The organism is Streptomyces sp. NBC_01508 (assembly GCF_045040315.1).
Classification (GTDB): Bacteria; Actinomycetota; Actinomycetes; order Streptomycetales; family Streptomycetaceae; genus Streptomyces.
Genome location: NZ_CP109419.1, coordinates 2,497,760 through 2,521,719, shown reverse-complemented (window position 1 = coordinate 2,521,719; position 23,960 = coordinate 2,497,760). Strand labels below are relative to the sequence as shown.

At 70.5% G+C, this 23,960-nt stretch carries 22 protein-coding genes and 3 pseudogenes; 18 read left to right on the top strand and 7 right to left on the bottom strand.

Annotation, left to right across the window (positions count from 1 at the left end):
• The first annotated feature begins 58 nt into the window (after window positions 1–58).
• The 4 genes from OG700_RS11295 (at window position 59) to OG700_RS11280 (ending at window position 3,009) form a co-directional block, all read left to right on the top strand.
• Window positions 59–397, top strand: coding sequence for a helix-turn-helix domain-containing protein (locus tag OG700_RS11295; protein WP_405612394.1), 339 nt, complete (start codon window positions 59–61; stop codon window positions 395–397).
• Window positions 394–1,854: a hypothetical protein gene (locus OG700_RS11290; protein ID WP_405612392.1), complete on the top strand. Its 1,461-nt coding sequence runs from the start codon at window positions 394–396 to the stop codon at window positions 1,852–1,854. Before OG700_RS11295 ends, OG700_RS11290 begins: the two co-directional genes overlap by 4 nt.
• 136 nt (window positions 1,855–1,990) lie before the next feature.
• Window positions 1,991–2,602, top strand: coding sequence for a TetR/AcrR family transcriptional regulator (locus OG700_RS11285; RefSeq protein ID WP_405612390.1), 612 nt, complete (start codon window positions 1,991–1,993; stop codon window positions 2,600–2,602).
• Between the two features lie 41 nt (window positions 2,603–2,643).
• A complete protein-coding gene (locus OG700_RS11280) occupies window positions 2,644–3,009 on the top strand; it encodes a DUF6069 family protein (RefSeq protein WP_405612388.1) in 366 nt (121 codons plus the stop codon).
• Between the two features lie 432 nt (window positions 3,010–3,441).
• Here the strand turns inward: OG700_RS11280 and OG700_RS11275 are convergent, their stop codons facing one another.
• The gene (locus tag OG700_RS11275) at window positions 3,442–3,813 is read right to left on the bottom strand and encodes a MerR family transcriptional regulator (protein ID WP_405612386.1); all 372 of its coding nucleotides are present in this window, start codon (window positions 3,811–3,813) and stop codon (window positions 3,442–3,444) included.
• A 77-nt stretch (window positions 3,814–3,890) separates the two neighbouring features.
• Between OG700_RS11275 and OG700_RS11270 the strand changes: the two genes are divergently transcribed.
• The 5 genes and pseudogenes from OG700_RS11270 (at window position 3,891) to OG700_RS11250 (ending at window position 8,600) form a co-directional block, all read left to right on the top strand.
• Complete coding sequence (locus OG700_RS11270; RefSeq protein ID WP_405612384.1) at window positions 3,891–5,117, top strand: MFS transporter; 1,227 nt, start codon at window positions 3,891–3,893, stop codon at window positions 5,115–5,117.
• Between the two features lie 545 nt (window positions 5,118–5,662).
• Window positions 5,663–5,986, top strand: a pseudogene (locus OG700_RS11265) (transposase); the annotation flags it as partial.
• 773 nt (window positions 5,987–6,759) lie between these two features.
• Window positions 6,760–7,293, top strand: a complete 534-nt coding sequence (locus tag OG700_RS11260) for a transposase (protein ID WP_405621596.1) — start codon at window positions 6,760–6,762, stop codon at window positions 7,291–7,293.
• Window positions 7,294–7,427: 134 nt separating this feature from the next.
• A complete protein-coding gene (locus OG700_RS11255) occupies window positions 7,428–7,769 on the top strand; it encodes a hypothetical protein (protein ID WP_405612382.1) in 342 nt (113 codons plus the stop codon).
• 58 nt (window positions 7,770–7,827) lie between these two features.
• Window positions 7,828–8,600 (top strand): annotated as a pseudogene (locus OG700_RS11250) (lipase family protein).
• Between the two features lie 15 nt (window positions 8,601–8,615).
• Here the strand turns inward: OG700_RS11250 and OG700_RS11245 are convergent.
• Window positions 8,616–8,924, bottom strand: a complete 309-nt coding sequence (locus OG700_RS11245; protein WP_405612380.1) for a hypothetical protein — start codon at window positions 8,922–8,924, stop codon at window positions 8,616–8,618.
• A gap of 92 nt (window positions 8,925–9,016) precedes the next feature.
• On the opposite strand from OG700_RS11245, the gene OG700_RS11240 reads away from it, so the two are divergent.
• Both OG700_RS11240 and OG700_RS11235 read left to right on the top strand, forming a co-directional pair.
• Complete coding sequence (locus OG700_RS11240) at window positions 9,017–9,178, top strand: hypothetical protein (protein WP_405612378.1); 162 nt, start codon at window positions 9,017–9,019, stop codon at window positions 9,176–9,178.
• Window positions 9,179–9,370: 192 nt separating this feature from the next.
• Window positions 9,371–9,985, top strand: a pseudogene (locus OG700_RS11235) (aminoglycoside phosphotransferase family protein); the annotation flags it as partial.
• A 366-nt stretch (window positions 9,986–10,351) separates the two neighbouring features.
• On the opposite strand, the gene OG700_RS11230 reads toward OG700_RS11235, so the two are convergent.
• The gene (locus OG700_RS11230) at window positions 10,352–11,308 is read right to left on the bottom strand and encodes a hypothetical protein (RefSeq protein ID WP_405612376.1); all 957 of its coding nucleotides are present in this window, start codon (window positions 11,306–11,308) and stop codon (window positions 10,352–10,354) included.
• Between the two features lie 206 nt (window positions 11,309–11,514).
• Between OG700_RS11230 and OG700_RS11225 the strand changes: the two genes are divergently transcribed.
• Window positions 11,515–11,811, top strand: coding sequence for a hypothetical protein (locus OG700_RS11225; RefSeq protein WP_405612374.1), 297 nt, complete (start codon window positions 11,515–11,517; stop codon window positions 11,809–11,811).
• A gap of 81 nt (window positions 11,812–11,892) precedes the next feature.
• On the opposite strand, the gene OG700_RS11220 is transcribed toward OG700_RS11225, so the two are convergent.
• The 4 genes from OG700_RS11220 to OG700_RS11205 all read right to left on the bottom strand — a co-directional run bounded on the left by OG700_RS11220 (window position 11,893) and on the right by OG700_RS11205 (window position 15,020).
• A complete protein-coding gene (locus OG700_RS11220; RefSeq protein ID WP_405612372.1) occupies window positions 11,893–12,468 on the bottom strand; it encodes a hypothetical protein in 576 nt (191 codons plus the stop codon).
• A gap of 409 nt (window positions 12,469–12,877) precedes the next feature.
• Window positions 12,878–13,828, bottom strand: a complete 951-nt coding sequence (locus OG700_RS11215; RefSeq protein ID WP_405612370.1) for a helix-turn-helix transcriptional regulator — start codon at window positions 13,826–13,828, stop codon at window positions 12,878–12,880.
• 1 nt (window position 13,829) lies between these two features.
• Window positions 13,830–14,708, bottom strand: coding sequence for a DUF4097 family beta strand repeat-containing protein (locus tag OG700_RS11210; protein ID WP_405612368.1), 879 nt, complete (start codon window positions 14,706–14,708; stop codon window positions 13,830–13,832).
• A gap of 132 nt (window positions 14,709–14,840) precedes the next feature.
• Window positions 14,841–15,020 (bottom strand): DUF6104 family protein, encoded by a 180-nt coding sequence (locus OG700_RS11205; RefSeq protein ID WP_405612366.1) that lies wholly within the window; start codon window positions 15,018–15,020, stop codon window positions 14,841–14,843.
• A gap of 93 nt (window positions 15,021–15,113) precedes the next feature.
• Here OG700_RS11205 and OG700_RS11200 point away from each other — a divergent pair, with 93 nt between their 5' ends.
• From OG700_RS11200 to OG700_RS11175, 6 genes are all read left to right on the top strand, one after another.
• A complete protein-coding gene (locus OG700_RS11200; RefSeq protein ID WP_405612364.1) occupies window positions 15,114–15,599 on the top strand; it encodes a CU044_2847 family protein in 486 nt (161 codons plus the stop codon).
• Window positions 15,600–15,723: 124 nt separating this feature from the next.
• The gene (locus OG700_RS11195) at window positions 15,724–17,817 is read left to right on the top strand and encodes a trypsin-like peptidase domain-containing protein (protein WP_405612362.1); all 2,094 of its coding nucleotides are present in this window, start codon (window positions 15,724–15,726) and stop codon (window positions 17,815–17,817) included.
• Window positions 17,818–17,928: 111 nt separating this feature from the next.
• Window positions 17,929–18,990: an AAA family ATPase gene (locus tag OG700_RS11190; RefSeq protein ID WP_405612360.1), complete on the top strand. Its 1,062-nt coding sequence runs from the start codon at window positions 17,929–17,931 to the stop codon at window positions 18,988–18,990.
• A 4-nt stretch (window positions 18,991–18,994) separates the two neighbouring features.
• Window positions 18,995–22,078 carry an SAV_2336 N-terminal domain-related protein gene (locus tag OG700_RS11185; protein ID WP_405612358.1) on the top strand — a complete coding sequence of 1,028 codons (3,084 nt, stop codon included), beginning with the start codon at window positions 18,995–18,997 and terminating at the stop codon, window positions 22,076–22,078.
• Window positions 22,079–22,399: 321 nt separating this feature from the next.
• Window positions 22,400–22,591 carry a hypothetical protein gene (locus OG700_RS11180; protein WP_405612356.1) on the top strand — a complete coding sequence of 64 codons (192 nt, stop codon included), beginning with the start codon at window positions 22,400–22,402 and terminating at the stop codon, window positions 22,589–22,591.
• Between the two features lie 52 nt (window positions 22,592–22,643).
• Entirely contained in the window at window positions 22,644–23,918 is a 1,275-nt protein-coding gene (locus tag OG700_RS11175) for an aKG-HExxH-type peptide beta-hydroxylase (RefSeq protein ID WP_405612354.1), read from the top strand.
• Window positions 23,919–23,960 lie beyond the last annotated feature (42 nt).

The following is a 23,960-nucleotide window of genomic DNA, read 5'->3' as shown; positions in this document are numbered from 1 at the left end:
GCCGGCACCTCGACGCCACGATCGCCGCCGCTCTTGAGACCCAGACCGGGAGGCAGGCATGAAACGCAAGGTCGGCTACACCTGGCGGCTGCGCGAGGTCATGGCCCAGCACCAGATCTTCACGGCCACCGAACTGGTGCCGCTGCTGCACGAACGCGGCATCGACCTGTCCGCCTCCCAGGTCCACCGCCTGGTCTCCGGCACCCCGGAACGCCTGTCGTTGCAGGTCATGGCCGCGTTCTGCGACATCCTCTCCTGCACTCCAGCCGACCTGGTGGCCACCACCGCCGAGAACGCCGGAGTACGCAAGACCGCCACCGGCGACCTGCCCGCTCCGCCCGCCGACAACATCGCGAAGCTGCGGCCCCGCCCCGCCCGCATCCTGCCCGACGCATGAGCCCCGCCTACAAGACACCTGAACAGCGTGATCGCTGGCACAAACGGACCTGCGCCCGCTGCGATAGGCACGGCTGGTTCGCCGCCCGCTGGCCCGACGGTCACGTCTGCCGCACCTGCCACGACAAGGCTCTGCGCGTGCAAGATCCGTGCCCAGCCTGCGGCGACGAGCGTGTCCTGCCCGGACTGCGGCCCGATGACGGGGCCCTCATCTGCCCGGACTGCGCGGGCTTCATGATGTCCTACCGATGCTCGCGCTGCGGGCAGGAGGGCAAGCTGCACGGTGGGCGGCTCTGCACCCGCTGCACCCTTACCGACAGACTCGGCGAACTCCTCGACGACGGCACAGGCCGCATCCGACCCGCACTCCTCCCACTCGCCAAGTCGCTCCTCAACGCAGACAATCCGGTGTCCATCCTGAACGGGCTCCACATGCGCAAGGGCAAGATCGGCGCCCCTGACGACCTGATGCGTCGTCTGGGCCGGGGCGAAATCGAGCTGACGCATGAAGCATTCCACACCCTCCAGCCCTGGCGGGCTGCCGCCCACCTGCGTGAACTCCTCATGGCCTGCGGTGTCCTGCCCGCCGTCGACAAACAGCTCTGCCTGTTCGAGAGCTGGCTCGTAGGCCACCTCGCCGTCATCGCCGAGCCGGAACCCGCCCAGATCATCCGCCGTTTCGCGACCTGGAGCGTCCTGCCGAAACTCCGGACTGCTGCGGACCGCAGACCTCTCACACCCGGCAGCCAGAAATACGCAACGGGCCAGGTCAAGCACGCAACAGCCTTCCTGAACTGGCTCAGCGATCACGATCTGACCCTCACCGCATGCCGCCAAACCGACATCGACCGCTGGCACGTCGAACACAAGGAGCACAATCGGAGCACCGTCCGGCCCTTCCTGCTGTGGTGCCAGACCACCAAACTCACCCGACGCTTCCGGCTGCCACCTCCGCAGGCCCGCCGGGCGGCCCCGCTCTCTCACAGCGACCGCCTGAGTTTCCTCGGCCGGCTCCTCACCGACGACAGCCTGCCGCCGCGGAGTCGTGTCGCCGCGGTCATCATCCTGCTCTACGCACAGCCTTGCAGCCGAGTCGTCCGCCTGACCATCGACGACGTCATCCACGACAACGGCCAGGTCCTGCTTCGTCTCGGCGAACCCTTCTCTCCGGTGCCCGCGCCGTTCGCCGAGCTACTCCTGACCTGGATCGACAACCGCGACAACATGAACACCGCGACCAACCCAGACTCCCGCTGGCTCTTCCCAGGCCGTCGCGCCGGCCAGCCACTACACCCCAACGGTCTCTCCAGCCAGCTCAACGACCTCGGCATCCCCACAACCGCCGCCCGGGCCGCAGCGATCCGCCAGCAAGTCCTGGAGATGCCCGCCCCCGTCGTCGCGGACGCCCTCGGCTACCACCTGGCTGGGTTCCTCGGGGAACCGGCGACAGTTGATTAGGCGATCACACCAGTACCGAGGCCGCAGTCGTGAATCTTGGCGGGCTGTCACCGACAAACAGCCGAACAAGGAAGAATGAACGGAGTGAGGACTCACTCATTGACGGAGTGAGGACTCACTCCGTAGACTGACGGTCATGACAGCGCCCAAGGAGAACCAGACCACCCGCCGCCGCGCCCCCGCGATGACACCGGAGGAGCGCCGCGCGATGATCATCCAGACCGCGATCCCGCTGATCGCCGAGTACGGGGCCGCGGTGACGACCGCGAAGATCGCCCGTGCCGCTGGCATCGGCGAGGGCACGGTCTTCCGGGTCTTCGCCGACAAGGACGAGCTGCTGCAGGCTTGCATCGCCGAGGCGCTCTCCCCCGAGCACGCGGTCCGCGAGCTCGACGCGATCGACGTGTCCCAGCCTCTGCCCGACCGGCTCGCGGAGGCGGCCGAGGCTCTACAGGCGCACCTGTCCCGGATGGGCGCGATCCTCGGCTCGCTGGGGCATCGCGGCGGCAAGCACCCCGGCACGGTGCGCGGTGCGGGCCGCGAGGAGTCGACGGCCCGTATCCGCGCGGCCCTCGCGGAGCTGCTGGAACCCGACCAGGCCACCCTGCGCCGACCGCCGGAGCAGATCGCGGCCCTCTTCTTCGGGCTGCTCTTCACCCAGCCGCGTACGGAGAATGAGCCCGACCTGACCCCGCAGGAGCTGGTGGAATTCTTCCTGCACGGCGCACTCTCAGGGGGCGCCAAATGAGCACGCGGAGAAGGCGCTCGGGGGTTACGGCCCTGGCTGTCATGGCCCCCGTCCTGGTCTGGCTGGTCGCGGACCCACTGCTGGGGCACCGACTGCAGATCGCAGACGACCAGCAGACGCTCGATATCGGCGCCGTGCCCGTGGCGGTCGTCGCACTGCTCGCATCGCTCCTCGGCTGGGGACTGCTCGCCGCCCTGGAGCGGTTCGGGGTACGGCGCGCTCGCGCCATCTGGGCCGGGGTGGCCGGCGTCGTACTGGCCGCGTCCTTCCTGCCATTCATCGGCGACGGTATGGACGGCGGCACCCGGGTCTCTCTCGCTCTGATGCACCTGGCGGTGGCGGCAGTGCTGATCCCGGGGCTGGGCGGCAGGACCCCCGGGGCGGGAGCCGGTACCGCCAGGGGGTGACCGCCGCCAGCACCGAGTACGCCGCGAACAGCAGCAGAGGAAGGCAGCCCTGCTAGGGACTGTCGTTACGCCGCTGGAAATCACACACGGTCACCAGCGGGCTGGGTTCCTCGGGGAACTGGCGACAGTTGAATACGCGAGCTCACCAGTACCAGGCCCGACGTCCTGCAGCCCGCTCCGGCTCGCGCCGCGACGGCCCTGCCCGCCGGCAGATCCATGCCGGGGAGCACCCGTCGCCCCGCGCCACCCGCCCACCCCGGCTCGTCCTCACCGGCCCGGCCGGAGCGGGCAATGCAACTCGACTGTGAGCACCGCAAAGCACTCCAGTTCGCGTAACGGCAGATCAGGCCCGATCCAGGCCGTCACTCCGCACCGTCCTGCTCCGACGCTGCCAGGCGCCGCCGGTCAGCAGACGTACTGGGGCGCCTCTCATCAGGAAGCTCGGATTTCGTGGCTCACGGCGTGGAGATAGTCGTCGATGGCTCGGTGATTCTTCGTGAGGCATTCGATCTTCTCTGCCATCCGGTCGCGTTCGTGTTCGAGTGTCGCAATCATGCCTGGGGTGACGTACGGCAGATGTATCGCCTGCGGACTGTCCAAGCAGGGAAGGATCTGCTTGATGATCCGCGTCGGCAGGCCGACATCGAGCAAGCCCCGGACCTGCCGCACCCGATCGACAACGTAGTCCTCGTAGTGCCGGTACCCGTTAGGGAGCCGTTCGGACTCGATCAACTCTTGTTCCTCGTAGTAACGGAGCATCCGCACCGGCGTGTCCGTGCGCTGAGAAAGCTCCCCGATCTGCATCCCCCACCCCTCGCGTCCGGGCTGCGATGCAACCGCACTTGACCCTCACATTAATGTCACACTTTGATGATGACGATATGACACGAACGGATACATCACCACCCCCCCCGGCCGCTGAGACGCGGTTCCCCATCGCGGGTCTGCTGGCGCTGGCTGCCACAGGGTTCATCACGCTCCTGACCGAGACGATGCCCGCCGGGATGCTGTCGCAGATGAGCCGCGACCTGGAAGTGAGTGAGGCGGCTGCGGGGCAGAGCGTCACGGTCTTCGCGATCGGGGCGATTCTCGCGGCGGTCCCTCTGACGAGAGCTACGATTGGCTGGCGACGCAAGCACCTGCTGCTGTTCGCGATCTCGGGGTTCGCGATCGCTAACACTGTCACCGCCTTCTCCGACAGTTTCGCGCTCACCCTGGCCGCGCGGTTCCTCGGCGGCATCGTCGGCGGCATGCTCTGGGCGCTCCTTGCCGGATACGCTCGGCGGATGGTTCCCGCGCACCAGCGCGGCAAGGCTATGGCCATCGCCATGGCGGGCGGGACCGTTGCACTGTCCGTCGGGGTCCCCGCAGCAGCGTTCCTCGCCAAGGTCGTCGAATGGCGATTCGCATTCGGGATCATCACGCTGGTGACTCTCGCACTGCTCGTATGGGTGATCGCCAGCGTTCCGAACTTCCCCGGCCAATCCAAGGGCGCACGACTGCCGCTGCTCCACACGTTCCGCCTACCCGGGGTCGCCCCGATCCTCGTCGTGACGTTGACGTTCGTGTTCGCGCACAACATCCTCTTCACCTACATCGCCCCATTCCTGGCCCCGCTCGGCATGGCAGGTCAGGTCGATTCGGTGCTACTCACCTTCGGTCTGGTTTCACTCGTGAGCATCTGGCTCACCGGCGTACTCATCGACCGGCACCTGCGCGCGCTCATGATTCTCGCCTGCACACTCCTGGCAACAGCCGCTCTCATCCTGAGTGTTTTCTCCGGTACCCCCGCTCTCGTGTACGCCAGTGCAGTCCTGTGGGGACTCGCGTACGGCGGTGCCTCAACCCTGCTGCAAACCGCGATCGCTGACGCCGCGGGTGCAGCAGGCGACGTCGCACAAGCACTCCTCACCACATGCTGGAACATCGGGATCGCCGCAGGCGGGATCATCGGCGGTATCACCCTCAACGTGCTGGGACCTCCCTCCCTGGGCTGGATCACACTCGCGCTCCTGCTCCCCACGCTCGCTATCGTCATCGGCACACGTCGACACGGATTCACCAGCCGCACATTCGAACACGAGACCACCTCCGCACCGGATGCGTGACCATCAGACACCCGAGAACGGCGCGCAGGCGTAATCAGTGGCGTCTCCTCTTGCATCCGCCGCCAGGTAGCGAGCAACGAGACACACAACCGTGGCATAGAGATCGATACCGATTCGCACTCGCAAGGAGCGATCCTGACCCCTTGGGAGGTACGACCGGCAGGCGCGGGAGCATCGAGTCTCCTGCGCCTGCTCGCTCGGCTGCGGCGCGGTTCAGGCTTTGAAGGTGATCTGCACTCGCTCGGGGCGGAACCTCGCCCCACCATTCGGCAGCGGGAGGATGACGAGGGTGTCCACGAGGGCACTGGGGCCTGCACCGCCGGACTCCTGCGCAACAGCGGTCCCGCCTAACAATTCCGGCACCGCGAACTCCAGCACTGGCTCACAGCCCACCCCCAAGCTTGACGTTGATCTGACGAGTTCGAAATGTGCCTCGAACTGGGTCGCTCACCTGGGCATTCCCCGGACACGCAGAGGGGTCTCGGCTTGATCATGTGCTCCGACCAAGGACGCACCGATAAAACCGGGACCTGGAGACGAGTGTGCTGCAACAGGACGGCCGGCAGGAGGCGTTGACGGGTCTGTCACGCTTCCGGGGTGCCTTCTACGACAGCCTGAGCGGACGGCAGGACGCCCTGTTCGAGCTGGCCGACGCCTTGCTGTGTACGGACGGGCCGGTGAGGACACTGGTGGATCTGGCGCTCGCCCCCGAGCATTGCCGAGGTCACGGGGCTTTGTACGGCGGCTTGAACAAGGGCCGCCTGGACGTCGACCGGCTCCAGCGGACGATCGCTGGGACGCCGCTTCCCCGGGCGGCGGGCGGCCGTCTCGTCCTGGCGGTCGATGTCTCGCCGTGGCTGCGGCCGGATGTCGGTGGCTTCGGCCATCGCGTAGGTGACAGCTGGCCGGCAGTGGCGGCGGACGAGGTTGTAGTGGGGCTGGCCGGGGAGACGCTGCGGGCCTCACTGGAGACACTGGCCTGCGCGGCACCGGACTGGCTAGCCAAGGCGGTGCACGTGCGGGAGTGGGCCGACCGTTACGGTCCACGGACCAACTCTTGGCACCCGCCCGCTTCCAAGGCCAAGCGCGAGGAGATGGCCTTGGGCTACGGCCGGGACGGATTCACGCTGCTGGAGGCCGTGCACGCCCCTCACACACCGGTTTGGCTGCGCGAACTGCCGGCGCTGCGGGTCCTGCGATCGGTGTGGCTACAGAACTATCACCGCACCGTAACCGAGACCGGGCCGGAGGTGACGCGGCGGGAGAGCGGAGACCTCCCGCCGGGCAGACTCCGGCTGGCCTCCCCTTACGACACGGACGCGCGCTACGGTCTCAAACAGCGTTCCAGGTGGACCGGCTGCAAGGTCCACATCAGCGAGACCTGCGACGAAGCCGACGACCAGAGCGCGGCCGTCGACTACGGGGCGGTCCACGGCCCCGACGGACCACCGCCGCGCATCATCACCAACATCGCGACCACCGACGCCACGGTGACCGACGCGGAGATGGCCGATCCGATCCACCACATGCTCGCCACCCGTGACCTGCTGCCCGCCGAGCACTACCTCGATTCCGGCTACCCTTCCGCCGAGCTGATCGTGGGAGTGAAGAAGCGCTTCGGCGTCGCCCTGATCACCCGGTCCTGCTGAACAGCTCGCCCCAAGCTCGCGCCGGCGCCGGATTCGACCGCACCGCCTTCACCATTGACTGGGACAAGCGGCAGGCCACCTGCCCACGCGGCAACACCAGCACCTGGTGGAGCCCCGTCAGCCAGCGCGGCACCAAGGCCATCGTGGTGAAGTTCGACAAGGAGACCTGCCGCCCCTGCCTGGTACGTGACCAGTGCACTCGCTCCAAAACAGGAGGCCGCACCCTCGTGCTGAAGCCGCGAGACCGGCAAGAGGCTCTCGACCACGCCCGCGCCCAGCAGACCGACGAGCAGTGGCGTGCCAGGTACGCGGCCCGCGCTGGAGTCGAGGGAACCATCCACCAGGCCGTCGCGGTCACCGGCATGAGACGCGCCCGCTACCGCGGTCTGCCAAAGACCCACCTTGAGCACGTCTTCGCCGCTGTCGCACTCAACCTCTTACGCCTCGACGCCTGGTGGAACGGGCATCCTCTGGACCGCACCCGCGTCAGCCACCTCGCCCGGCTCGACCTCTCCCTCGCCGTATGACCCGAATAAGCCAGCAGGATCGGTGACAGCGTTCTTACCGGCACCCCAACATCCGGGGGTCGACCCTCGAAGGACTCGACGCGGCGGCCCGCAAGGGCAAGCACGGCGGCCGCCCGCCTGTCATCACCGAGGACATGCTGCACACCGTGCTCCGGCGCCGGGCGAACGGCGAGTCGGTTGAGCAGATCCAGCCCGACCTGATCATCCCCACCGGCAAGCGCAAAGGTCAGGCCCCCAGAGTCGCCAGCGTCTGCCGGGCGCTCGCCGAGCACGAGAAGCAGGAGGCGTACCCCGAGGCCGTCGCCCAGGCGCACGCCGACTTCGCCGACCTCCAGGACGTCGACGACATCCCCCGCCCCCGCAGAGTCCGCATCCGCCGCCCAGGCGACCCGCCCACAGCCGAAGAAGCCGATCTCCGCCAGCGACTCCAGACCCAGCCTCACCCGAACTCGGAGACTGCCACTCAGGAACCATGATCGTTCTCAGCGCCAACGGCTGTACCGATGTTCCCCAAGCCCGGACAAGGGCTATGCCGTGGTGGTGACCGACTATCAGGGGCTGGGCACACCCGGAGTCCACACCTACATGGACCGCGAGGCCCAGGGCCGCGCCGTGCTGGATTCCGTCCGGGCAGCCCAGCGGCTGAATACCGTGGACCTCCCCGACGCCGGCCCGGTCGGGCTCTATGGCTACTCCCAGGGCGGCGGCGCGACGGCGTCCGCCGCCGAACTCGCCCCCAGCTACGCCCCCGACTGAAGATCAAGGGCGCCGTCGTCGGCGCCCCGCCCGCGGACATGAACAAGGTGGCCGACAGTATGGACGGCTCCGCCTACGGGGCGTTCTTCAACTACGCCCTCTCCGGCCTCGCCACCGCGTACGGCGTCGACATCGACCCGTACCTGAGCGCCCTCGGCAAACGCGTGACGAACGACCTGCGCGACAACCTGTGCACCACACAGGCCCTCGCCACGTACCCCTTCCTCAACTCCCGCTTCCTGACCACGGACGGGCGCCCGCTGACCGAGCGCCTCAAGCGCGCCCCGTGGGACACGATCGTGGCCGACCAGCGGCTCGGCAAGCGCAAGCCCGCCGTGGCCGTCCTGCTCTCCCACAGCGCCCTGGACGATGTCGTGCCCCAGCAGGTCGGCAAGAATCTGGCCGCCGACTGGTGCCGCCGGGGCGCGACGGTCAAGTTCAGCGGCAACCTCATCCCCGGCCACATCGCCGCGACCGAGGCCACCGGAGCCGAGGGCGTCCCCTGGCTCGCGGACCGTTTCGCGGGCCGGGCCGCACCGAGCACCTGCTGACCCGGCCCGCCCCCCTCAGCGCCAGTCGCCGGTCACCCAGGCCACCAGGCGGGGGCGGGGCGTCACCGAGTCGCACGGCACGATCGTGGCGGTGTCGATGATCTCGGTGGTGGCGACCTGCCCGACCGACGTCGCCGTCACGCGGAGGTCGCCGATGACGTCACCCGGCTCGTTGACCGTCTCGTCGTACTCCCTCGCGGTCAGCGGATCGGGACTGTGGCAGCCGACGCCGGCGAGCGGCTGGCCGAGGTACCAGCCCCCGACGAAGACGGCGTACAGGACAGCGGTGGCGCCCAGACGGCGCGAGGTTATCCAGGTGGGCACGGAAGGAGTGTTCCACGCCGCTTGAACGCGGCAAAGCCGGTTCGGTGAATCTCGGTTGCCGAGGACTGGGGCGGACAGCGTAGATCCACGCCATGTCCGACGCCGCGTCAGCGAGTTCCGCCCTACGGCCGTATCCCAAGATCTCCGCGAGGGGACGGCTCGGCCTGTCCGGGGTCCGGGAGTGGATCGCGGTGGAAAAGATGCACGGGGCGCACTCCCCGGCGGTGTTCGACGCCGAGGACCGTCAGCCCTGACGGGTCACAGGCGCTCCTCAAAGAAGCTGCCGCTCCTCCTCGGGTGAACCTTCCCGGACGAGGGCGGGGCGTCCCTGTGTCGCACGTCAGAGCGTGGCGGTGGGTACGGTCGCCCGGATGGCTGCTGTCGACCACTGTGCACGGTGGTTCGCTTGGCGAATCGTCGGTGTCTGTGAGGGAGTTGGGTGGGACGTGGGAGAAGGGTTCACCTCGGCCGTCGCTGTGCGGGTGGTGGCTGCGGCATGTCGGCGAGTGGGGCTCGATGGTGAGGGGGCTCGTCTGATCCGCCTGGGTGAGAATGCTCTTTTCCACTTGGACGCGAGTCCGGTGGTGGTTCGGATCGCTCGGTCGACCGAGTATCTGGATTCCGTCCGGGTTGAGGTCGCTGTGTCTCGTTGGCTTGCCCGTGAGGGGTTCCCGGCGACGCGGGTTGTGGATGATCTGGAACAGCCCGTGGTTGTCGAGGGGCATCCGGTGACGTTCTGGCACCTGATCGAGGAGGGTGACCGGAAGCCGGCATACGGCGAGTTGGGGGCGATCCTCCGTGATCTCCACTCGCTCAGCCTGCCCGCTTCCTTGAGTCTTTCCTCGTACCCGGTGCTGGATCGGACCGATCGGCGTATCAACGCGGCGACCGGGATACCGGAGGACGACCGCGCGTTCCTGCGTAAGCGGGCACGTGAACTTCGGTGCCGGGTGGCGGAGTTGCGTTTTGAGTCGGGGAAAGGGCCTGTGCACGGGGACGCTCACGTACAGAACCTCATGGTGGACCGCAATGACCAGGTGATCCTGATCGACCTGGAGGCCGCGCACGGTGCCGTTGACGGGCGGCACGAGTTTGACGCGCGGGTACTGCTCCACCTCGGCGACGGCGCGCGGACTGAAGTGCGTCGCCTGCTTCGACCGCAAGGCCGGCGGTCGTCACGGCGGCCTCAAGGTCGCCATTGAGCAGTTGGCTCTGAGCGAGAACCATGCGGCAAAAGCCCAGCGTCCGGGCGTACTTGGGGTCGGTCAGTTCAACGGCGCGCTCGGCGAACCGGACGGCATCGGGTACCTGGCCGAGATCCCGGAAGCAGTGGCAGAACTCGCCGATCAACTCCGCCTCATCCATGTACGACAACCACTCGGGGTCCACGGCGCTGCTGGCGCGTTCGAAGTGCCGCTCCGCCTCGTTCATCGCGCGTCCGGCGCCTTGGTGATCCCCCGAGGTGGAGCGCGCCCGTGCCTCATGTGCGCAGAACAGTGCCATGGGCGCGTGGCGTTGCGGTGGCTCGTGCTCCTTCTACCGAGGCGCGGGCGAGCACGACGGCGCGAGGTGCTTGGCCCTGGTAGTTGGCCTGGTGGCTCATGTTTCGTCAGGATGCGGGCGCCCATTACACGGTCGCCGGTGATCTGCGTCAGACGGAGCGTCGACATCATGTACCGGTCGGACAACGCGTGGTTGCCGCTGTCGTACGCGCTCCAGGCAAGGAGTTGGGACATCTCCGACGCGGCCTGGAAAAGGGCTTTCCCGACCTTGGCGCTGTAGCCGGCGCACAGCAGGGGCAGCACGTCTTCGCGGAAGTAGTGGCGAAACGCCTTGTGCGCGTGGCCACCGCCGAACTGGAAATCAAGCTGCATGAAGAATCCGGCGGCGGTACGGATCGCGGCGACGTCACGCATGCCGACTCGGCGCGTGGCAGGCGCATCTGTGGGTAAGCCGTCCGGCCGAGAGACGAGCCACAACAGAGCAGCCGAGTGCACGTCACTGTCGGACAACGAGGCTTCATCTACTGGCCCGTCCTCCGGACGCTGATGCGTCAGAGATTCCAGGACTCGCAGCGTCTCGGCCGGCGAATCGGGGTAGCGCATGGCATATCCAGGCGCAGGGACCGGTGATGTATCTGGGAAACCCAGATCCTTCGGCGTCATCCTCCGCCGCAGTTTGTCGCCCAGCGCCTCGGCGACGTACGCGGCGGTCTGACGCTGAATACCACCTCCGTCCAACCACCGCTGAACAGCGACGTGCGTGGTCCCCACGTAGTCGCCGTGCCGCTGCGCGACCTCGCGAACTCTCTTGGCCAGCCCTTTGTTTGAGGCCCCGGCCTCCGCCATGACAGCGGCCAACTGATGGTTCGGGTCTCTGCTCACGCCCTGCCGCCACCTGCAATGTCACGCCAAGTGTTCATCCTGTCACAGCAGATTTCGTTGCAGGGGGTTCATCGCGAACCCCCTGCAACGAACCTCCCGAACCGGGCGTGCACATGAACCCCCTTGTGAACGCTGTCACCCGTTCAAAGAAGGTCGTTGACTGTCGAGACAAGACCCCCCGGCGCTGCGTGACGGCACCCCGGGGTATGGCCTACCTGGTGAAAGCAGGTCGACATACCCTGCTCACCCATGCCGCCGCGATGCTCCTGGAGGAGATGGTCAGCATTCGGGAGCTGCGATTCCTCAGCACACGACTGTGCGAGGCCCTGCGCGACGCGCTACGTGTGGCCGAGAGCCGAGGATCACGGCTCCCATCACCGGACGAGGACGACGAACCGGACGACGCCGTGCGCGTGACAGGCGACGACCAGGACGAACCCGGCCACACGCGGACCACGGAATCGGCAGACCAGCCCGGCTCCCATCCGGTCCCGGACCTGTAGGTCCACCTCACACAACACCGGACCACCCCGCGCCTGAAACGCACCGGGGTGGTTCGGCCAAGGAGCGGTCTTCAACGAGCGTCATGCCCATGGCCATCGGTGACGACAGCTGTGCTGGAGCGGATGGGTTTGGGGATGTCGGCGAAACGGATTACAGGCGCTCCTCAAGGCGGCGCTCCAGGTCCTCGTATCGTGATAGGGGTCTGGATTCTCCATCGACACGTCCGTGAACAGGTACTGCCACCCGTGTGTCCCCTTGGTCAGGCTCAGAGCTTCCAGGTAGCCGAGATAGTCCACGTCCAGCTGCAACGCCCCAACACGGGCATCCCACAGCCAGATCTCCAGGGGATTCGTCACCTGCTGGAGTCGCACGACGGAGAACAGGCCGGTGCCACTGACGGGGTGACTGTCGATTTCTCTGAACTCCGCGAAGAGTTGCCGCTCCTCCTCGGGAGAACCTTCCCAGGTGAGCGGCAGGGCCGGCTCGAATATGGTGCGGCAGAAATTCGGGACGCCGAACTCCCCGGTCAGCTCTCCATGTGCGGCGAAGTCGCGCCAGTGGCTGGCGATCTTCCGGAAACGAGGGGCCCCTTCGGCGATTTTCAAGCCGGGGCCGACCTGGGAAAGTGCGGGTACCCGGGCGGTGTCCTCCAGCATTTCCGCCGAGATTTGTGACGACGAAAGCCCCTCGTCGCCCTCCGCGTCGCTCAGTACTGAGAACTTTCCTCGGAGTGATTCGGGGAACTTATCCGTACCTCTTCGAAGGCCTTCACTCGCTACCTCTCTCTGAGGCACCTGTTCATATGAGATCGCGGGTCCGGCGGGGCCGGTTCGTCCTTCCGACCCGTGCGAGGGGAGGGGGACGCGCAGGGGTCGTGTCCGGACACTCAAGCGTGATGTGTGGCCCGACCCGGACCAGCACCCAGAAGGACGTCACGCGCCCGTACATCGTGCCGTCCGGGCATGACCCCGGAGCGGCCCCCGGCCACCACCGCAACCACCCCAGCCCGTCCGGCGATTGAGGACGAGACCGGCCCGCAGGCGCGGAACCGGCAACCCGCGCCCCCTACGCCGGAGGCTTCCGCAGCAGCGCCCCGATGTGCGCCGCCGCCGTCGACAAGTGGCGGCGGGCCTCCGTGAGTTGGGCCTCCGTCACCCCGTGGTCCCGCGCCGCGTCGCGGATGTCGTCTCGGAAGCGGTCCAGCAGGCGGTCCAGGTCGCGGGCCGGGTCGCCCGTCGTGGGGGTGTCCGCACCCCAATCGGGGTCCGCGTCCGGTTTGACGTACGGCGGCAACGCGGAGCCCTTCGCCAGGCCGCCGAGGTGCGTGGACAGTTCGGACAGGCCCTCCCGTACCCCGGCCGGCCAGTCGCCGCGCGAGAAGTGGCCCTGCACCTGGTCCTGGACCTGCTTGGCGATGCGCAGCATCTCCTCGCGCGCCGTCTCCTGCGCCTCCTTGGCCTGGCGGCGCGCCTGCTGGGCGTCCTCACGCGCCCGGCGCGACTCGTCCTTCGCCCGGCGGGCCTGTTCCTTCCACTCCTGCTTCGCGCGGCGCAGCTCCTCCTTCGCCGCGTGCCAGGACTCGCCGTCCCCGGGCGGGTGTTCCCCGCCGGCCGGACCGCCGGGGGAGGTGGACGCGGACGCCGCCGCCGCGCGCATCTCGTTGCGCAGCTGGCCCGCCGCGCCCCGTACGTCGTCGCGGATCTCCGCGGCGAGTTCGGAGACGGACTCGCGGATCTCCAGCTCCAGGTCGGCCAGTTCACCGCTGCGGCCCGCCAACTCCTCGCGACCGGCCTCGGTGATCGAGTAGACCTTGCGGCCTCCCTCGGTGGCGTGCGTGACCAGCCCTTCGGCCTCCAGTTTGGACAGCCGCGGGTAGACGGTGCCGGCGGACGGCGCGTACAGGCCCTGGAAGCGTTCCTCCAGCAGCCGGATCACCTCGTAGCCGTGCCGCGGCGCCTCGTCGAGCAGCTTGAGCAGGTAGAGGCGGAGGCGGCCGTGGGCGAAGACGGGGGCCATGTCAGAGCTCCTTCTTGTCGGCCGGCGTCGCGTCGCCGGACGGTTCTTCCGCCGGTGGCCTGCGCAGCAGGGCGATCGAGCCGGACACCGTCATCGCCTTGAGCTGCCCCGTACCCGCCCCGAGCGTGCCGGTGATCTTCTTCGCTCCCCACTGCCCGCCGACCCGCAGGTCGTCGAAGGCGTTGGAGACCGCACCGCTCGCCGTGTTCGCCTCGACCTTCGCGTCCGCCGGGTGCGGCAGCCGGATGGCCACCTCGCCGGAGACCGTGTTGATCTTGATGTCGGTGGGTTTGCCGGCGGGTTCCAGGTCGATGACCATGTCGCCGCTGACGGTGTCCGCCCGTACGGAGGATCCCGAGCCGTCCACGACGGTCAGATCGCCCGAGACCGAGCTGAAGCGCAGGTCGCCGGTGAGGGCCTGGGCCTCCACGTTCCCGGCGACGGTCTCGGCGCGGACCCGGCCGGCCAGGCCGACGAGGGTGGTGTCACCGTGTACGCCGCGTACGTCCGTACGCCCCTTGATCCCGGAGATCACGGCGCCCGCCCCGACGACGCCGACCTCGACGTCCGCCCCCGCCGGGACCGTGAGGGAGACGACGGCGCTGCGCTGGTGGCCCTTGCTGTCGAGCCACTTGAGGAAGTTGTGCCAGGGCAGATCCTGGTAGGCGATGGTGAGGGTGCCGCCCTCGCGGGTGACGATCAGGGGCGGGCCGTGGATCTCGGAGATCTCCAGGCGGCTGCCGCCCTGTTCGGCCAGTGCCGTCTCGTCGACGCCGACGACGTTCACGGTGCCGTTCACGAGGCGCACGCTGAGGGCCGTCACCGGGTCGTCGAAGGTGAGCCTCTCCGGCCGGCTGACTTCCCACGTCGACTCTGCCATGGTGCTGACTCCCTGCGGCCGGCCATGACGCAACATATCGCGTCTCTTGTTCAACACGATATATCGCGGATGGGGGAAGTCAAGACCTATCGCGATCGCCGGTCACGGTTCATCGGCGCCCGTCGGCGCACGTCAGTCGTCCTCGTCGTCTTCGAGGCGGGCCAGCCACGTGGCCAGGCGCTCCACCGGAACTTCGAAGTCCGGGTTGAGATCGACGAACGTACGCAGCTGCTCGGCCAGCCACTCGAAGGTGACCTCCTCCTCGCCGCGCCGTTTCTGGAGCTCCTCGATCCCGCGATCCGTGAAGTACATGGAAACAGCGTAACTACCTGGTGGGGAGGGGAGGTATCGCGTACGGGGCCGTGGATCGCGGCCCGCCGCGGAGCGAGCGGGGGAGGGGTGGCGTTGGACCACGACGTACAGGAGGTGGTCCTGCCCGGTGGGCAGGTCATTCTCGCGAGGGTCAGTGTGCTGCGGCCGGACGAGTCGACGTTCGTCGACGTCGGGGCGGTCGACCGGCTGCGGGCCGGTGTGGTGCGCGTCAACGAGGTGATCGCCGCGGTCGGCGCCACCGTGATGGACGCGGCGCGGGCGGCGGGGCCCAGCGAGGTCAGCGCGACGTTCGGCATCGAGCTGGCGATGAAGCCGGGCGCGGCGGTGGCCGCCGTCCTGGCGGACGGGGAGGCCAAGGCGTCCATCTCCGTCACCCTCACCTGGCAGCCGGGCCGCGAGCCGGCCCAACCGCCCGCCCCGGACGCCCCACCCGTCCCGCCGGGACCACCCGTCCCGCCGGGACCACCCGTCCCGCCGGGACCACCGGGACCGCCGGGACCGCCGCCATCCGCCTCGCCCGGACCGGAACCACTCCCCACTTCGGGATCATCGGGCTAGCCTCGTCCCACATGCCTCAACTTCGGGGGAACGGGGTGCGGATGTACGACGCTCAGGTCTGCGGACCAGTCGGCTCGGGGACGCGCGCCGTCCCAACGCCCGCGTACTCCCCGTGTGTTGACGCATGAGCTCCCTCGAAGACCCCGTGAGCCGGGGAGTCGTCCGCATCGGTCCGCCCGGCGCCGGGTATGACGGAGGCAGTGCCGGATTCTGGGGCAGTGGCTTCTTCGTCGCCCCCGAATGGGTCGTGACCTGCGCGCATGTCGTGGACAAGAGGGTGGGTGCGATGGAACGGGAGCCAGGAGGTGGTGTCACGATCACCACCTGCGATGACGAGCGGCTGGAGGGCGAGATCGCCCATGTCGTCACTGGTCACGACCTCGCCCTCGTACGGGTGCCGGGCGCCGACTTCGCCGACTGCCTCTGGCTCAGCGACCGTTCGTCGCCCACACCCGCCGATGTCGAGCTGTACGGCTGGGCGGACACGGCGGGGGCGCACGGCGCCGAGATGTTCCTCTCCACGACGGCGATGGCCACCGGAGGGCGCCGCGGAAACCCGATGTGGCTCCAGAACGGCCTGGTGCTGCAAGGCTGTTCGGGCGGCCCCGTCATCGACACCCGGCACGGATCGGTCATCGGCGTCATCAAGGGCAAGGGCCAGGGCGACGCCACCATCGGCCGCGCCGAGCCCGTCACCGCCCTGCGCACCCTCTGCGACCAGGGCGCCGAATCCCTCTGGGCGGAGGTCATCGGCGCCCACGACCGGCACCATCTGCGGCGCTTCGAGGGCTCCGGCGACAGCTGGCCCCGGCTGCACGCCCGCCTCGCGGTGACACAGGGCCAGCCGCACAGCTTCACCCCGCGCTCACGCACCCAGCTGTACGGGCTGTTCGCCGATGTCGAACCGCCGTCCGGCCCCGGCCAGGTGCTGCATCTGGTGAACGACACCAGCCGCCGCCTGCTGCGCAGCCCGCAGCGCATCGAATCCAACGACCCGCGCAACTGGCGCGAGGGCTCGGGCCTGCTCTACGACCCCCGCGAGCACACCGAAGCGGCCCTGGCGGGACGGGACTTCGAGCAGGAAGCCGTCGTCCTGTACGCGGCGAAGGTCTACGGCGCCCTGCGCGCACCCCGCGACACCCCGGGCGCCAAGAAGCTCCGCGACTGGGTCGAGACGGCCGCCAACGCCCTGGAGACCAACTGGATCCGCGAGGAGAGCCTGGCGCTCCTGACCGACGGCGACCGGGACGCGGACCGGGACCAAGTCGGCACGGACCGCGGCTCGGAGGGCGGTACGGACGGCGGCGCGCGCCCCGGCGCCGCGGCCCACGACGACGTCCTCGTCGTCATCGAGCCCGAGGTCTACGGCACCCACCCCTGGCGCGTGCAACTGCTGGACTCCGACGGCGGCACCACCACCGTGCGCTACGACGAGGAGGGCGTCCCGCGCACCGGTCTGGAGGCCGCCGTACGCCAGGGGCTGAGCGAGGCGCTGGCCCGCGCCGACGCCGGGCAGTACCTCGCCGCCGTCGACTTCCTGCTGCCCCGCGCGCTGTTCGACGAGCCCGTCGACGAGTGGCGCTCCCGGCTGCCGCGCGGCGACGAACCGCCCAGCGTGCACACGCTCCCGATCGGACGGCGCCGAGTCGTCGCCCTGCGCGACCAGTTGCGCCGCCGCGACGGCGTGACCCCGGAGTGGAACCGCGGCAGACGCGCCACCGACCACGGTCCGCTGGAAGCCGTACCGCTGTGTCTGGACGTGCCGGACGGGGGGCACACGGCGACCGCGCCGGAAGGCGAGGAGGCGGCGTACGCGCGGCTGTCGGTCAGCACGGCGGGCGTCGCCGGTGTGTCCCTTCCGGTGTACTGCGCGAGTACGGCCACCGGGCGCGGCTCGCGCGTCCTCACCCGCGCCTTCCACGCCGGCCACGTCGCCGTACTGTGCCGCCGCACCGGCGAGGACGGGCACGACGACTGCGCCGAGTTCTACCACAGGGCCGCCGAGTTGGTACGCGAGGCACCCACCGGCAACGCGCTGCGCGAGCGCGTCCGGGTGCTGCGCAATCTCAGCGCCGACCAGCACGACCAGCGCGACCGGGACGAACGTGATCACCAGGACACAGCCTGGGCGCGGCACCTCGTCCTCATCTACGATCCACCCCACAGGCCGACGTTGCCCGACGAGCCTCTGCACGCCCCACCTCATGACAGACGCTGACAGACACATGCCCCCAAGCGACCTGCCGCGGACGGGGTACGAACGGCCAGGCGGGGTACGGACGTCCACGATGCCGGGCGCACGCCGGGCCGACACGATGAGGAGCCCACAGTGAGCGACTGGCGCATCTACCGAGGAGCGGGGCTGCCGCACGACGGTGCGCGGCAGTTACCCGATCCACCCCCCTGGCGCGCGTTCACCGCACGAAGCCCGCACCACGGTGCGGACGGCGGCGGCGACGGTACGCCCACGGACACCGAAGAGCCCGCGGACACCGAAGAGGTGGACAACGCCCGCCGGCTGGGCGTCAAACGCCGCCTCGTGGAGTCGTTCCACCCCCGCCCCGAAGAGGTCGAGGCCGTCAACGCCGCGCTCCAGCTGCGCCGTCCGCTGCTCGTCACCGGCAACCCCGGCACCGGCAAGTCGACCCTCGCGCACGCCGTCGCCCACGAGCTGCGGCTCGGCCGCGTGCTGCGCTGGCCCATCGTCAGCCGCACCACCCTCCAGGACGGCCTCTACCACTACGACGCCATCGGCAGGCTCCAGGACGTACAGCTCGACCGGGCGGTGTCCGGCGACGCGGTGCGGCAGCCGCCCATCGGGTCGTACATCCGGCTCGGCCCGCTCGGTACGGCGCTGCTGCCGTCGGCGGACGGGCTGCCCCGGGTGCTGCTCATCGACGAGTTCGACAAGAGCGACATCGACCTGCCCAACGACCTCCTGAACGTCCTGGAGGAGGGCGAGTTCACGGTCCGTGAACTGGAGCGGCGGGCCGAGCGGGAGCCGGCGACCGACGTCCTCACCGACGACGGGACACCGGTGACCCTCGTGGGCGGCCGGGTGCGGTGCACCGCGTTCCCCTTCATCATCCTCACCTCCAACGGCGAACGGGACTTCCCCGCCGCCCTGTTGCGCCGCTGCATCCAGCTCGACCTCAAACCGCCCGGCGAGAAACAACTCGCCGCGATGGTCGCGGCGCACCTGGGCGAGGAGGCCCTGGAGGAGGGCGCCGAGCTGATCGAACGGTTCCTCCAGCGCGAGCCCGGCGAGGTCGTCGCCACCGACCAGCTGCTGAACGCGCTGTACGTGACCCAGCGCGCCGCCCACGCCGAACAGGTCACCCGCAACAGGCTCGCCGAGATGCTGCTGCGCCCTCTCGACCGTCCGAGGTGATGGTGTGACCACCCCCGGCCCGCCCCCCGGCGACACGCCCCGCCCGCCCCCCGGTGACCAGGGGCACCCGGACCACCGGACGGAGCACCCGTCGGCCGGGCGGCCGGGCGACCCGTCCGGCGGGCCGCCGCCCGGCCGGTCCGACGGGTCGCACCGGCTGGCGGAGCTGGTCGGCCGGCTGCGCGCGGCGGGCCGCGAGGTATCGGCCAGAGAGCTGGCCGAGGCCCTGTGGCTGGCGCGTCTGACGGCTCCGCCGCCCCGGACAGGGGATCGTCCGGAGCACCATGCGCCTCCCACCGCCCGCCCTGCCTTCCCCGAAACGGCCCTCCAGCCGCCCGCCGAAGCGACAGTGCCCCCGCCCCGGCCCGACCCCGCGCCCCGCAGCGCCGAACACACCGCGCCCCTCTCGCTCTACGCCCCGTCCGGCTCGGACGCCGTCCCGACCCGGTCCTTCCCGATACGGGCACCGGCCACCGGAGCCCTCTCCGGCCTGCCCGGCCTGCAACGCGCGCTGCGACCGCTGCGCGGCTACCGCCCGCCCGTCCCCCCGGTCCTCGGGACGGGACTGGACGAGGAGGCGACCGCCGAACGCAGCGCCGCCGACGGCTTCCTGCGCCCCGTACGCCGCCCGGCCGCGCACCGGGAGGCCGAGATCCAGCTCCTGATGGACGCCTCGTCGACCGCGTCCGTGTGGCAACCGACCCTCGAACGGCTCCGCCAGGCCTGCGAACGGCTCGGCGCCTTCCGCGACGTCCAGGTGCACTACCTGCACCAGGGGCCGGACGGTTCGGCGATGGCCGGCACCGGGCCCGACCCGCACCACACCCGGCTGCGCCCCGCCGACCAGCACCGCGACGTCACCGGCCGCCGGCTCACACTCGTCATCAGCGACTGTGTGGGGCCGCTGTGGCAGTCGGGCGGCGCCCAGCGGATGCTGTACCGCTGGGCCGCGGTCTCCCAGATCGCCGTCGTCCAGCCGCTGCCGCCCCGCCTGTGGGACCGCACGGCGCTGCCCGCCGACCCCGGGCTGCTCGTGCACGAGCCCGGCGTGGGGCGCGGCACGCGGTTCGTCGCCGACGAGACGCACGGCCGCGCGGCGCCGCCCGCCGGGGCGCTCCCGGTGCCCGTGCTGCTGCCGACCGACCGGGTCCTCGGCGGCTGGGCGCAACTGCTCGGCGGCACCGGCACCCGTACGATGCGCGGCGCGGCGGGCTGGGTGCTGCCCCGGCATCCGGCGCGGCCCGACTCGGGACCGTACGGCGGGGCGCGCACCCCGCAGGCACGGCTGCGCGACTTCCGCTCCGGCGCGTCGCCGGGCGCCCTGGAGCTGGCCGTGCATCTGGCGGCCGTACCGCTCTACCTGCCCGTCATGCAGCTCGTCCAGGAGGCGCTGCTGCCCGACACCGGCCCCATGCAGCTGGCCGAAGTGCTCCTCGGCGGGCTGCTGGAGCGGCTGCCGGACGCCGCCGGTGTGCCCGGACCGCGCTACGACTTCGCGCCCGGCGTACGTGAACTGCTGCTGGAGATGCTCGACCAGGGCGCCGCCGAACTGGTTCTCAAGTACCTGTCGGAGTACGTCACCCGGCGGTTCGGCAAGGGCATGCGGAACTTCCCGGCGCTGGCCGTCGCCCGCCTCCAGGGGCTGGAGGCCGGCGAACCGGTGGTGCCGGAGGACCCGGACGGCGGGCCGCAGGCCGACGAGGAACTCTTCGCGCAGGTCCCCGCGCGGGTGGTGCGCTGGTACCGGCCCGTACGGCCGGTGCCCGGCAGACTGGACGAGGTGGAGCGGCTGCTCGGCCTGTGGCGCGACCGGCGCGACCGGCAGATGCTCTTCGACGCGCAGGCGCTCGCCGAGGCGTCGCTGGCCGCCGACGGCGACGGGCGCTCACGGCATCTGCTGGGGCGGGTGCTGTTCGCCCGCGCCAACACGGCTCAGGCGCGCCGCGATCCCGAGGAGGCGCACGGGCTGCTGACCCGCGCCGAGCGGCTGCTCACCGGACACGAACCGGCGACGGCGGTCGCCCGCGCGGACGTCCGGCACGAACTGTGGCGCCAGGACGGCGACCCCCAGTGGCTGCGCGCGGCGGTCGCCGGACTGGCCGAGATGCCCGAGGGGGCGGACCTCGCCACCCGGACGGCGCGCGGGCTGCGGATGGGCCGGGTCCTGCTCGACCTCGCCCGTACCGACGCCGAACCACAGGAGTCGGCCACCGCGTCGGTACGCGAACTACGCGCCGCGCTCGGCCTGCTGGACGAACTGGACGCACCGCCGCACCGCCGCGCGGGTGCGCTCCTCGACCTCGTGGCCGCCCTGCGGCTGACCCGGGAGCACGACACGGCCGAAGTCCTCGCCCTGACCGAAGCGGCCGAGGCGGCGGCCGAGGACAGCGCCCCGCTGCTGCTGCGCGCCCGCCGCGAGCGGGCGCGGATCCACCGCGCGGCGCGGGACTGGGAGGCGGCGGCGACCGCGTACCGGCAGGCCGAGCGCAGCGCGCCGCTCGACAGCGACGTCCGGTGCGAACTCCTGGCGGAGTGGGGCGAGATGCTGCTCACCGAGGCCCGGCACCCCGACCGCGCGGAGGGCATCCTGCGCGAAGCCGTCACCAACGTGTCCTCCCGGACCCCGCTGCGCTGGCGCCTGCACCTGCTGCTCGGCACGGCCCTGCTGGACCGCTACCGGGGCGACCGTACGGACGGCGGCTTCCTGCCCGACGTCTACGAGGGCTGCCATCTGCTGGAGCTGTCGGCCCGCCGCGCCGCCGACGACTCGACGCGGGCCCGCTCCTGGCTGACGCTGGCGGGCGCGCGCCTGGAACTGCCGGATCCGCAGGCGCACTTCGCCTCGGCGGAGTCCGCGTACGGCCGGGCGCTGCGCGAGATCACCGGACCGCCCTCGCTCACGGCGGCCCGCGCGCTGCACGGCCGCGGCGAACTGTACGAGCGGATGTCCCGCCCGTCGGCGGCGCTGGCGGACTACCGCGCGGCGGCCACCCACTGGGACGGCCTGGCGGAGCGGGGCACCCCGGCGCCGGAGGCCGAGACACGGGCGACCCGCGAACGGACGGCGGCGCTCCTGGGTTCGCGGTGACCGCGAGGCCCCGTGGCCGGACAGGACCTGGCCGGCCCCGGGGGACATGTGCGTGCGCGACCACCGCGTGCATCCACGCGCCCCGGCATGCGCTCCCCCGGGGGCCGCGCGGGCGCGGCCGAACACCAACTCCCTGTGTGGCGAACGGGTTTCCGAATCGTGGGCCTCGGGAAGAAGAACCCTCACGGCATCGCCTCCCAAAGCGTGCCGTGAACCCGGCGCCGTCCGCCCCGCAGAGCGGTGCTCATGGCGTCTGGTGTGCGCGATCGCAAGGCGGGACTTTCACCACACGCCCTCGGGGGCAGCTGGGAGGAGCAGAGCGTGCTGGAGCAACGTGTGGCCGGATCCGTGGAGCAGATCGGTGGGATTGCCGACAATCCCCAGCTCCCCGATCTCACCGGTGTCGACCTGTGGACCCTCCAGGGGCTGGACGACGCCGCGCTGGAGGCGGCCGTCGAGGACGTACTTCGCTGCCCCGGCTCGTTCACCGATTCATGGGGCGACGGGACGTGAACCGACCTACGGGGCGGCGAGAACCGGACAGTCTCGCAGCGGAGCGGAGGTAATGGCCGCGGCGCCGGGGGCCTTCGTGGTCCCGCCCGGCACTCTCGTACGCCTCGCCGCCACCCGCCAGCGACCACTCGACATCGACCTGCTGAACGCCGCCCTGCACAGCCGCCGGCTGGTCCTGTTCAAAGCCCTTCTCGCCCGCGTCGGCCGGGCAGACCTGGCGCCGGAGGCCCGCGCCGCGTTCGACCGGGACTGGGAGTTACTGGCCCGTGCCGAGGCGCCCGCGCCGGCCGCCGCCCGGCGGCTGCTCGACTACCCCGCGGTCGGCGGCTGGATCGTCGACGCCCTCAACGCACCGGGGCCGGACGGTCTCGCCGCCGCCCTGCACCCCCTCGGCGGGATCGCCGTCGGTACGGCGCTGCGCACCGGAGCCCGGCTCGACACCGAGCTGCCCACGGCGGACGGCCGGCTCGTCCTGCCCGGCATCGGCGTCCAGGACGCCCGCACACCCCGCGTACGGATCCGCTCGGGCCCGCGCGGCACGCTGCTCACCCCCGTCGGCCGCCCGGCCCGCTCCGTACTGCTGCGGCCCGACGGACGCGGTGCGGGGATCGGCTGGACGTCCCTGGCCGCACTGCCCGGCAGCGCCGGCCGGCTCGACGACCTCGGCACCGCACACACCCACGACACGGACGTACGGCCGCGCTTCGACCGTGCCGCCTGGCTCACCCGCTGGCGCGGCGCCGTCGCCCTCCTGGAGTCCGCCGACCCGTGGCGCGCCGCCGAAGTCGCCCGGCTCGTACGGTCCGTGGTCCCGATGACGCCGACCGACGACGGCGCCTCCAGCTGCACCCTCCGGGCCGCTCCCTGGGCCGTACACACCGCGCTGCCCGACACCGCGCGGCGGTTCGCCGAGGTGCTCGTCCACGAACTCGCCCACAGCAAGCTCGCCGTCCTCGCGGACCTCGTCGCCCTGCACGACGCGGACGGCGCCGCCGTCCACCGCGTCGCGTGGCGCAGGGATCCACGGCCCTTCGACGGCGTGCTTCAGGGGACGTACGCGCATCTCGCCCTCGCCGACCTGTGGTCGCGCGTCGCCGAGCGCCCCGGCGCCGCCCCCGCCGCCCGGCGGACGGCCCGCGCCCGCCGCGAGGAGTACCGCGCGCAGGTCGCCGACGCGCTGCCCCTCCTGCTGGACAGCGGTCAACTCACCGAGCGCGGCGTGTGGTTCACCGAATCGATGAAGCGGCATCTGGCCTCGCTCGGCCGGGGCCCGAATAGCCCGTACGCACTGTCCGATTCCCTGTCCGGTGACGGTGACGTTCGGTAACATTTCAGACGCGCCGTCAGGGAACGGCGCAGCTCGAAGAAT